Here is a 7,331-nt window from a genome sequence, read left to right as displayed (position 1 = left end):
CGGCCTGGACCCCCGGCCTGGACCCCGGCCTGGACCCCCGGTCAGTGCTGGGACAGAGGTCGCCCATTGGTGCCGGTCGACCATTCGCCAGCGTTCGCCAAGGTCCTCTTCCTCAGCCGAAAAAGGTCTGACCGGGCGTCACAGGCGTGGCGACATCCGCTAGCACTCATGGCCGATGTCTGCTGGCAGCGACATTTTCGCAGGGGTCGGAGAGCCGTCGGTGCCGTCGGTTTTCTGACCACCGCTGATGGCGGCGCTCGCTCTGAAAGCCACCAGGAGCGTCCTGTGGAGCCAGCATCGAATCAAGAAACATAAGACTTGCCTGACGAAGCGTCAGCAGGACCTACAGAGACAGACGATGGGCGATTTCTGGGCGCTGAGGGGGTGTCGCCGGGCCAAGAGGGAGGAATCTCAGGAGGTCAGCCCTCGCTGGTGGGCTCGCCACCCAGGTGGTCCGCGAGGCGGGCGGCGAGGCCGTGGCCGGGGTGGCGCTCCAGCCGGTTGCGGCGGCGGTTGTAACGCTGGGTGGTGCGCGGGTCCTTGTGGTCGGCGGCGTCCTGGACGTCTTCGAGCTTGTCGCCGGCGTCGAGGGCGTCGGTGATGCCGTCGCCGCGCAGTACGTGCGGGTGGATGGTGGCGGCTTGCGGGAGGTCGGCCCGGCGGGCGAGGCGGCGCAGCAGCTTCCACACCTCCGGTTCGCGGAGCCGGGCGCCGGTTCGGGTGATGAGGATCGGGCCGGTGGTGCGGCCGTCGAGGTAGACCTGCAGGGTGTCCCAGACGATGGGCGGGATGGGCTTGGACTTCCACTTCCCGCCCTTGACCTTGATCCGCAGGACGTGGTGGCCGCGGTCGTAGCCGAGGTGCTCGATGTCGGCAGCGAGCAGCGAGTCGACGCGCAGGAACAGCACGTACAGCATCAGCACGATGACGTAGGCGCGCTGGCTGAGCGCCTTCGCAGCGGTGACCAGGCGCAGGTTCTCCTCGGGGGTGAGGCCCTCGGTGGCGGAGTAGTCGGGGTCGATGGCCGGGCGCAGGACGTCGGCGAAGGGGTCGCCGGCGGGCAGCAGCACCTTCGCCTTCACCGAGTACTTGTAGAAGGAGCCATTAGCGGACAGGACGTTGGCGCGTGCGGCGTCCGAGTACGGCTCGCCGGTGGGCGCCATCTCCCCGTACGCGCCGCCCTTGACCCGCACGAGGGTCGGGGCGGTCTCCAGGTGGCGGGCGAAGGCGTCGGCGAGCAGGAAGCCGGCCTCCAGCGGGTGGCGGCCTCTCTCCGCGCAGTAGCGGCTCCACACCCGGAAGTGCCGGGCGTAGGTGCGGCGGGTGTTCGGGGAGCGGTAGTGGGCGATCCAGGCCCCGGCGAGGTCGGGCAGCGCGTCGTCCTCGCCCCACTCGGCGACCAGGTCCTCGTGCAGCTGCCGGGCCTCGGCGGGCCAGTCGTCGCGCGGGTCGAGCGGCGTTGCCTGTGCCGGAACCGTCGCGGTGCGCAGGACGAGGTCGGTCACCGGCCCGCCTGGGTGATCTTGTAGCCGAGGGCGGTGAGGCCGCGCCAGATCGCGAGGGACTCCTGCAGCTGGGCGCGGAGCCGGTCGACGGCGGCCTGGACCGTCGGGTTGAAGTCCGGGTGGCGCATGGCCTCCTCCAGCTTGTCCTCCGTCCAGGTCGCCACCATCTCGGCGGTGGGACTGTCGGTGACTTCGGTCTGCTGCCACTTCCGCAGGTTGTCCTGGGCTCCGATCAGGGTGGTGTTCCAGATGCCGGCCTGCGGGGTGCCACGCATCGCGGCCGCCACCCCGGTCCACACCTGCACCCGGTTCTCGAAGTACGCGGTGATGGCCTGCTTCGCCGCAGCCTTGTTGCCCTCGGCAACGGCATCGGTGTCCTGCTGAGGGTTCGTCATGAAGGAAGGATAACTGTAATTATCCTTCCCTTTTTGGGGCTTCGCCCGAACGGGTGACCGCCGCCCGGACAAACCGGATGCGCCCGGTCCGCCCCGTCCGCTATCCCTGAGCGGTGACCACTCTCACCTTCAACGACAACGGCCACCTCAACCCCGGCCTGTGCCCGAACTGCCGCGTCCACGCCGCCTTCAGCCACGAGTTCGCCCTCTACCTCTGGCCGAGCCGCGTGCTGCCCCAGAACATGGGTGGCCAGAGCTTCGCAGCGGACCCCCGGTGGTTGCTGCAGAACGTCTACCGCTGCCTGCACTGCTCGAAGACGCTGACCCTGCACAGGGTCCGGGTGTGGACGGAGAGCGGGTGGACGACCGAGTCGACGCGGCTGGTGTGGCCCGAGGCCGCGCCGCGCCAGCTCGGGGACGACGTGCCGGAGCTGGTACGCGACTTGTTCACCGAGGCGTCGAAGGCGGAGAACGCCGGGGCGATGCGGCTGGCCGGCGTCGGCTACCGCGCCGTGGTCGAGGAGATCTGCAAGCAGCAGGGCGCCACCAAGCACAACCTGTACGAGAAGATCGAGGAGCTGAAGGCCGGCGGCCTGGACCAGTCGACCATCGACGCGCTGCACGAGGCCCGGATAGTCGGCAACGAGAGCGTCCACTACGCGCTGGAGTTCTCCGCCGAGGAAATCGCCGACATCGCCGGGCTGATCGCGGAGGTCTGCCTCGTGCTGTACGTCCAGCCCGCGGAGCGGGCCCGGATGGCCGCCCAGCGGCAGGCCAAGGTCAGCGCCCGCAAGGCCGCCCAGCCGTAGCCCGCGCGCCCCGACCCCGCCCCAGGCTCGCCAGCTAGCCGACGAGCTGGCGAGCCCACGCCAGCGATCCGGCCTTGGCACACGATCCGGCACGGATGTTCCTCAACCCCCGTCCTGCCGGGCCGAGTAGCCACCCGAAGCGGGGGCGGGGCGGGGCGGGTGCCCGCCGTCGCCGTCGTCAGCTCTTGCCGGTCTTGGGCACCACCGTGGCGAACCGCTGGTGCGCGGTCTGCCGGGTGACCCGGGCGGCGGTGCCGATCTCATGCCAGCTGGCCCGCCCGGCCCGCGCCACCTTGACCGCTTCGAACATCTGCGAGCGGCCCATCCGCTCCACCTCGTCGGCGGCTCGGACGCCCGCGAGGGGGCGCTCGACCGTCAGCTCCTGCAGGCGCCGGCGGAGCTGGCCGACCAGCTGGCGGACGTCCTCGGGGACCTGGTCCCCGACGACCCGGGCGAGGTGCTGCTCCCACGCCGCGTACCAGGGCGAGCCGGGCCCGTCGACCGGCTCCTCGCCCGCGGGAGTCAGCGGGACCATCTCCTTGCCCCGCCAGCCGCACGAGCAGCCCGCCCGGCCGGCGACCGCGCGCTGGCGGCCGCCTTGGCCGTCGTGCCGGTGCCAGGCACCGTCCAGCTCGGCCCCGCTGCCCGCCAGCCCGAGCAGTTCACCGACGTGGTCCTCCAGCGGATCCGCCACCGTCTCCGGCTCCATGCCGCCACCTCCTGACGGACGCCCCACGACGTCAAGACCCACTGACATTAGCTGAAATCGTCAACGATTCTGACGTCAGGTCGGTTACGTCAGGAACTCCTGACATCGCGCCCGGGTGTCGTGGCTGTCTGACGGTGGCCGCCGGGTGCCGACCTCCCTCGCCGGTCTGGCGGTTGGGCGGGCGGAACGCGGCTACCGCTACCGCGCGAGCAGGAGCACCCGCTCGATGAGGCCGTCGAGCGAGGCGTGGATGCCCAGGCCGGGACGGGCATGGCCCGCTTGGACGACGACGTCCAGGAGGCGGGGGTAGTCGGGGTCGACGCCGACCGCGATCCGCCGGGCCCCGTTGTCGAGCGCGGCGCCCAGTTCCAGCAGCGCGATCGGCTGGACGCTCTCGGCGCCGGCGAACCAGAACGCGGTGATGACACCGTCCAGGTGCAGGTGCCGGTACTCCCAGGCGATCTGGTGGCGGGCGGCGGCCTGGTCGGCGGGGTCGGGCCAGGCGGCGCGGCGCGGGTTGAGCACGACCAGGCCCTCGGCGAGGAGTCGCTCGGCGGCGGCGGCCTGCCAGTCGGGGCAGCCGGTGATGCCGCCGGCGAGGAAGACGGCGGGCGGGTCCTCGGCCGCGGGGACGTAGACGTCCGGGGCCTCGAAGTACCGGCGGGTGCGCTGCGGTGTGGTCACGGCGACCACGATGCCCGCCCGGCGCGGCCACCGACAGCCCCGCCGCCGGTTTCCGGTTTCCAGCCGCGTGGGGGGTTGGGGGGAAAGGTACTGACCTGGGTAATGACTAGGAACTGAAAGGGGAGCTGGGCCTGACCTGCTAGCTGGCTTGCCAGCGAGCCGGATCGTCGCGCTCTCGGGTGACGGGACCGCCCGGAAGGGTGCGGCACGGGCGGTTTATCTCTCATGATTGCGCCATGGGAACACCGACGGTTCAGTTCACGGTGGCGATCGCCGAGCGGCAGCTGGCGCTGCTGGAGCTGGTCACCGAGATGGCGGCCCGCCAGGAACGGGACTGGCTGACCGAGGAGCGCCAGGAGCACGCCGGACTGCGGGGAACGCGGCTGGCGGAGGCCCGGCGGGCCACCCGGGAGCGGCTGGCGCTCAAGCGCGAGAGCGGCGAGCTGGCGGGCAGCCGGGACTGGCTACTGGTGCCCGCCGTCCAGGCCGAGCTGGTGGCGCGGGGGTGGGACCAGAAGCGGTTCCGGGCGATCCCGGCAGGGGCGCTGGCCGCGGGCCGCCGGTGGGGGACCGACCCCCAGCGGTACAGCGCACAGCACGACGAGGGTGAGACGAAGTTCCTCGCCAGGCTCGGCGTGCGGCTCCCGCACGAGCTCGGCGAGCGGTTGCAGAAGGCCGTGTACTGGCACAACGCCGGCATCGAGCGCAGGCTCCAGGAGTGGTCGGAGAAGTGGGGCGACGGGCCGGAGGTGATCCTGCGTCAGTCCGAGCGCACCTACGGCGGGGTGACCATGCTCGCCGCGATGGGCGCGGCCCTCGCCTCGACTCCCGACGAGGCCGAGCTGGCGGTCCGCACGAAGCTGCGCGAGCAGATCGTGACGACCGGGGACGTGATCAGGGCCGCGGTGGAGCGGGCCCTGGCCGAGGCGCCGAAGCGGGCGCGGCACGAGCACCGCCGGTTCAGCAAGGCCGCCCAGCAGGCCGAGCGGGAGGCCACCTACGCCAAGGACCTGCAGGCCGAGGCGAAGGACAAGCACGAGCGCGCCGCGGCCGCCGGCCTCAGCGAGGAAGCCGAGAAGTACCAGGCCGACGCCACGAGCTGGGGCGTGCGGGCCAAGCTGTCCCTCCTCGATGCCGCGCAGTTGGCCCAGCAGGCCGCCAGCGTCGTCGCGCTGATCGAGCGGCTCGCCCAGCGCGACGAACAGCCCGTCCAGCCCGAGCAACTCTCCCTCCCCGAGGGCTGAGCCCGCCCCTGCCGTACGGCCCCGTTCACCGGCCCCGGGCCGTCGGTCGCGCGCAATCTTGCTAGATAGTCCGCCAAATCATGTCGGGCACCCACTGCCGCGGCCTGGCTAGTCGGCTCGCCAGCTTGCCGACTAGCCAGGATTTCCACAGGTCAGGGGCGGTCTGTCCTTACTTCCGTCCGGCGCCCTGGGCCCGCTGGCACTGCGGGCAGAACCTGCAGGGCGGCTTGGGTTTGTCCCACGGCCGCATCGGCGGCCGCTCCTCACTGTGAATCCGGTGCTTACATACCGGGCAGAAAGCCATCCTGGTCTCCTCTCGTGACGATGACGGGGTTCCCGTCACTGCTTCTGAGGGCTCGGACCAGGACAGACAGGATCCGCGGTGAAACTGAGTCAGTTTCCCTTCACGCCTTGGCGCTCTGCCCACTGGGCGAGGGCCTCGCGCACCGCCCAGGCCGGATCGACGTCGGCCACCTCGACCGCGGCCTCGAACTGGCGGGCCACCTCCTTCGGGAGACTGACGCGGGGGGAGGGGTCGAGCCACGCTTCGACCGCCTCCTCCAGTGCGTCCTGGATCTCGATCTCGCGCAGCACACACCCGGCCTTGAACCGGCGGTGGAGTCCCTTGGGCAGGTAGCTGCCGAAGGGCTTGCGGACGCTGTCGTCCTCGGCGGCCTGCTTGGCCGGCCTCCGCGCAGCGCCCCGGGCAGCGGGGGCAGCCTTCTTCGCTGGGGGCGGGACCGGGGCGGAGTCGGTACCGGGCATCTGCGCCGGGTCGATCCCGGAGTCGCCGGCCTTGCGCAGACCGCCGCCCTGCAGTTGGTGGGGGGCTCGGCCGGCGGCCGCTTCCTTGCGGGCCTGGTCCAGCATCTTGCTCACGCGGCAGCCTCCAGCGATCGGTCGAGCAGGGCGTTGTACGACTCTTCCAACTTTCGGGCCTGGGGCCCGCTCGCCGAGGTGATCGGCGCGCACACCGTCCGGCACTCCTCGCGCACCGCGTAGCTGGGGACGCTGGTCTTCAGCAGGTGCGCGGCGAAGTCTTCGGTGATCTGGTCGTCCCAGTACCGGTGGATCGCCCGGATCTCGGAGTCCCGGGGGACGATCGAGCGGCACACGCCGGCGATGGTCAGCGCCTCGTTCGGACCGCCCGGCGCGGTCTGGAACGAGAGCGTCTGCAGGGCCTCGCGGGCGCCGTCGTGCCCGTCGGCGGTCAACGTCGCCGGGATCAGCGCGGTGTGGGCGGCGAGCAGTCCGGCCGCGACCAGCTTGCCGCCGGGGCGGGGCGGGAGGTCGAGCACGACCAGGTCGACGTCCACCAGGCCGCCGATCGCCCGGCGCAGGCGGGGCTCGAACATCTGGGAGTCGGTCTCCCGGCGGCCCAGCGGCCGCTCGGCCGGCAGCACGGACACGTTGCCCGGCCAGTTCTGGCCCGCGGGGACGAGGACCTGGTGGACGAGCTCGGCCGGGTCACCCGGCGGCACCTGGGACTCCGGGTCGATGTAGAGCAGGTCGTTGAGCGTGTACTCGGGCGCGACCAGGCCCAGCTCCTTGGTGAGGGTGAAGCGCGGGTCCAGGTCGCCACCGGCCACCCGCATCCCCCGCTTCGCCGCCACCGCGATCAGCCCCGCCGCGATCGAGGACTTGCCCACACCCCCCTTGCCGCTGAACGTCACTACAACGACCGTCACCGCTGGCTCCCTCCGCCGCCTACCTATCGGCTCGCCAGCATGCCAGCTAGCTGTTCGGCCAGCCCGCAGCATGGCCAAGGTCCAGACAGGAGGTGCCACACCCGTGTACAAGGCCGCACCCGGCACCTGCCCTCCCGAACCGAGCAACCCGAAGCGGGGGATTGCCCGCGCTGGCTCAGGTGGTCGCCCGGCAGATCGCCCGTAGATCACTCTGCGTAGAGATCAGGGCCGGAGGGCAGGTGACACAGTGACGCAGTGACGCACTTTTCCCCTACTCCTCTACCTCTCCCCCCTGGA

8 protein-coding genes are annotated in these 7,331 nt (G+C 71.5%); 2 read left to right on the top strand and 6 right to left on the bottom strand.

The annotated features are described in order from the left end of the window. Positions 1–419: 419 nt before the first annotated feature. Both ACZ3J7_RS39065 and ACZ3J7_RS39060 read right to left on the bottom strand, forming a co-directional pair. A complete protein-coding gene (locus ACZ3J7_RS39065) occupies positions 420–1,505 on the bottom strand; it encodes a tyrosine-type recombinase/integrase (RefSeq protein ID WP_465628166.1) in 1,086 nt (361 codons plus the stop codon). Further along, positions 1,502–1,900 (bottom strand): hypothetical protein, encoded by a 399-nt coding sequence (locus tag ACZ3J7_RS39060; RefSeq protein ID WP_465628164.1) that lies wholly within the window; start codon positions 1,898–1,900, stop codon positions 1,502–1,504. Before ACZ3J7_RS39060 ends, ACZ3J7_RS39065 begins: the two co-directional genes overlap by 4 nt. Positions 1,901–2,013: 113 nt before the next feature. Between ACZ3J7_RS39060 and ACZ3J7_RS39055 the strand changes: the two genes are divergently transcribed. Next, positions 2,014–2,709: a DUF4145 domain-containing protein gene (locus tag ACZ3J7_RS39055; protein ID WP_465628162.1), complete on the top strand. Its 696-nt coding sequence runs from the start codon at positions 2,014–2,016 to the stop codon at positions 2,707–2,709. 178 nt (positions 2,710–2,887) lie between these two features. On the opposite strand, the gene ACZ3J7_RS39050 is transcribed toward ACZ3J7_RS39055, so the two are convergent. Both ACZ3J7_RS39050 and ACZ3J7_RS39045 read right to left on the bottom strand, forming a co-directional pair. Next, complete coding sequence (locus tag ACZ3J7_RS39050; protein WP_465628160.1) at positions 2,888–3,418, bottom strand: hypothetical protein; 531 nt, start codon at positions 3,416–3,418, stop codon at positions 2,888–2,890. A 198-nt stretch (positions 3,419–3,616) separates the two neighbouring features. Further along, on the bottom strand, positions 3,617–4,102 hold the full coding sequence (locus ACZ3J7_RS39045; RefSeq protein WP_465628158.1) for a nucleoside 2-deoxyribosyltransferase domain-containing protein: 486 nt from the start codon (positions 4,100–4,102) through the stop codon (positions 3,617–3,619). A gap of 236 nt (positions 4,103–4,338) precedes the next feature. Here ACZ3J7_RS39045 and ACZ3J7_RS39040 point away from each other — a divergent pair, with 236 nt between their 5' ends. Beyond that, positions 4,339–5,346: a hypothetical protein gene (locus ACZ3J7_RS39040; RefSeq protein ID WP_465628156.1), complete on the top strand. Its 1,008-nt coding sequence runs from the start codon at positions 4,339–4,341 to the stop codon at positions 5,344–5,346. A 393-nt stretch (positions 5,347–5,739) separates the two neighbouring features. Here ACZ3J7_RS39040 and ACZ3J7_RS39035 read toward each other — a convergent pair whose 3' ends face one another. Beyond that, a complete protein-coding gene (locus ACZ3J7_RS39035) occupies positions 5,740–6,225 on the bottom strand; it encodes a hypothetical protein (protein ID WP_465628154.1) in 486 nt (161 codons plus the stop codon). Beyond that, entirely contained in the window at positions 6,222–7,034 is an 813-nt protein-coding gene (locus ACZ3J7_RS39030) for a ParA family protein (RefSeq protein WP_465628152.1), read from the bottom strand. Before ACZ3J7_RS39030 ends, ACZ3J7_RS39035 begins: the two co-directional genes overlap by 4 nt. Between the last annotated feature and the right edge of the window lie 297 nt (positions 7,035–7,331).

The organism is Kitasatospora sp. NPDC015121 (genome assembly GCF_055562955.1).
Note: the sequence above shows the minus strand (reverse complement) of the source record. Positions and strands in the feature narration are given on the sequence as shown.